General features: G+C 78.0%; 1 protein-coding gene. It reads right to left on the bottom strand.

Annotated features, from left to right (window positions below):
- The coding region (locus tag G5C65_RS34865) for an acyltransferase domain-containing protein (protein WP_165303070.1) at positions 1 to 2,756 on the bottom strand (2,756 nt) is incomplete at its 3' end.
- Positions 2,757 to 2,864: the final 108 nt, after the last annotated feature.

The raw sequence follows: 2,864 nt of genomic DNA, 5'->3' as shown, positions 1-2,864 counted from the left end.
GCGGAGTCATCAGCCTCCTCCCACCCCTCCGGTCTCTCCAGCCCTTCCGGCTCCTCCCGCCCTACCGGCTCCTCCCGCTCGCCGCCCGCTCGCTCCGGGGCGTCCGCGAGCGCACCGGTGCCGGGCTCCGGCCAGTGGCGGCGGCGCTGGAACGCGTAGGTGGGCAGGCCGACCACGGCGGCGTCCGCGGGGAAGGCGGGGCGCCAGTCCACCGGCACGCCCGCCGTGTACAGCTCGGCCAGCGAGGTCAGAAAGCGGCGCGGCCCGTCGTCGTCGCGCCGCAGCGAGCCGGTGACGACGGCGGCCGAGTCCGTCTCGTCCAGCGTCTGCTGGAGGGCCATGGTCAGCACCGGGTGGGCGCTGACCTCGATGAAGGCGTCGTGGTCCGCCAGCGAGCGGATGGCGCGCTCGAACTCGACGGTGCCGCGCAGATTGCGGTACCAGTAGCCGGCGTCCAGCGACCGGGTGTCCGGCGCGCCGCCCGTCACGGTCGAGTGGAAGGGGAGGGCCGCTGCGCGCGGCTCCACCGGGGCCAGCTCCGTCAGCAGCTCCTCGCGCAGTTGCTCGATGTGCGCGGAGTGGGCGGCCACGTCGACGGGGATGCGCTTCGCCGCGACGTCCTCGGCGGCGAAGTCCTCCAGCATCCCCTCGATGGCGTCCCGGTCGCCGGACAGGATGACCGACCGGGGCCCGTTGACCGCCGCGATGGACACCTTGCCGTCGCACCGCGCCACCCGCGGCTCCAGCTCCGCCACCGGCAGCGGTACGGAGATCATCGCGCCCTGACCGGCGAGCCGGGCCTGGGCGCGGCTCCACAGGGCCGCCACCCGGGCCCCGTCCTGCAGGGACAGCGCGCCCGAGACGACGGCGGCGGAGATCTCGCCGTTGCTGTGCCCCACGACCGCCGCGGGGTGGACGCCGAAGGACCGCCACAGGTCGGCCAGGGCCACCATCACCGCGAACAGCGCGGGCTGGATGACGTCGTCGCGGTCGAGGGCCGGCGCGCCGGGCGCCCCGCGCAGCACGTCGTGCAGGGACCAGTCGATGTACGGGGCGAGCGCCCGCGCGCAGGCGTCGATCCCGGCGCGGAACACATCCGAGTCGTCCAGCAGGTCGGCGGCCATACCGGCCCACTGCGACCCCTGGCCGGGGAAGACGAACACCACGCGCTCGCGCGGCACGGCGGCCCCGGTGATCTGCCCGGGTGTCCGGCGGCGCGCGGCGAGCGCCGCCAGCTCCGCGGTGAACTCCTCGCGGGTCCCGGCCAGGACGACCGCGCGGTTGCGGAGCGCGGTGCGGGTGGCGGCCAGCGAGAGGCCGATGTCGGCGGCCGAGTCCCCGGTGCCGTCCAGATGGGCGCGCAGCCGCCGGCTCTGTGCGCGCAGCGCCTCCGCGGTGCGCCCCGAGAGCGTCCAGGGCAGGACGCGGCCGCGGAACGCGGCCGGGCGCTCAGTGCCCGGCGCGGGCCGGGCGGGCGCGGCCGCGGGCGGGGCGGCGACGAGGACATGGCAGTTCGTGCCGCCGGGGCTGAAGGAGGAGACGCCCGCGAGCGGCCGGTCCGGGTGCGGCCAGTCCCCGAGCGTCTCCTGGACCCGCAGGTTCGGCTCCGCCGCCGGGATGTCCGGGTGCGGGGAGCGGTGGTGCGGGCGGCGGCGGTCCACGCTGGGCGGGAGCTGCCCGTGAGCGACGGACAGCACGACCTTGAGCAGCCCGGCCATGCCGGAGGCGGCGCCCAGGTGGCCCACGCCGGCCTGGGCGGAGCCGACGAGCAGCGGCTCCTCGCGCGGGCGCGCGGCGCCGAGGACGGCGTCCAGCGCGGCGGTCTCCGCCGGATCCCCGGCCGGGGTGCCGGTGCCGTGCAGCTCGACGTACTGCACCTCGGACGGGTCCGCGCCGGCCCGGCGGCAGGCGAGCCGCAGCAGTTCGCGCTGCGCGTCCCCGTGCGGGGCCTGCGGGCCGTCCGGGTCCGGGGCCCCGCCGTCGTGGTTGACGGCGCTGCCGCGCAGCACCGCGTGCACCCGGTCGCCGTCGGCCAGCGCACGGGCCAGGGTCTTGAGGACGACGACGGCGCCGCCGCCCTCGCCGCGCACCCGGCCGTCCTGGCCCGCGGCGCCCTCCGGCGCGAGGGCGAGCTCGACGCCGCCCGCCAGCGCGACCTCCGACTCGCCGTCGCGCAGGCTCCGGCACGCCATGTGCACCGCCACCAGCGCGGAGGACTGCCCGGCGGCCACGGTCAGGCCCGGCCCGCGCAGGCCGAGCACGGCGGAGAGGCCACTGGCGGTCGGGCCGCCGCGCGCGGCCCTCCGGTGTGCCGGGCCGGGGTAGTCGTCCGGCGCCGCGCCGACGAAGACCCCGGTGCCGCCGTCCCGGAGCGTGCCCGGGACGATGCCGGCCTCCTCCAGCGCCTCCCAGCCCAGCTCCAGCAGCAGCCGCTGCTGCGGATCGGTCGCCGCGGCCTCGCGCGGCGCCATGCCGAAGAAGCCCGCGTCGAACTGGTCGATGCCGTCGAGGAAGGCGCCCGCGCGCCCGTCCGCGTCCGGTGCCGTACGGGTACGCGCGCCTGACGCGCCCGACGCGCCCGACGCGCCCGACGCACCGGAAGCACTGGGGGCGCCGGAAACACTGTCCTGTCCGTCGGCGAGCAGCCGCCAGTACGCCCGGGGGTCCGGGGCGCCCGGGAAGCGGCAGGCCAGTCCGATGACGGCGACGGGCTCCCCGGCGTCCCGGCCTTGGCTGCGGGGGTTGTCGACAGACACGCGGTTCCTCACTTCGTCTCAGAGGCGTTCTGGTGCGCCGCCCTCGACGGGCGTACGGCGCGGATGCCGGCCGGCTGCGGGCGGCGGGCTGAGGGCGGAGCTGCGGGC

The organism is Streptomyces boncukensis (genome assembly GCF_011045075.1).
In the GTDB taxonomy this organism is placed as follows: Bacteria; Actinomycetota; Actinomycetes; order Streptomycetales; family Streptomycetaceae; genus Streptomyces; species Streptomyces boncukensis.
Note: the sequence above shows the minus strand (reverse complement) of the source record. Positions and strands in the feature narration are given on the sequence as shown.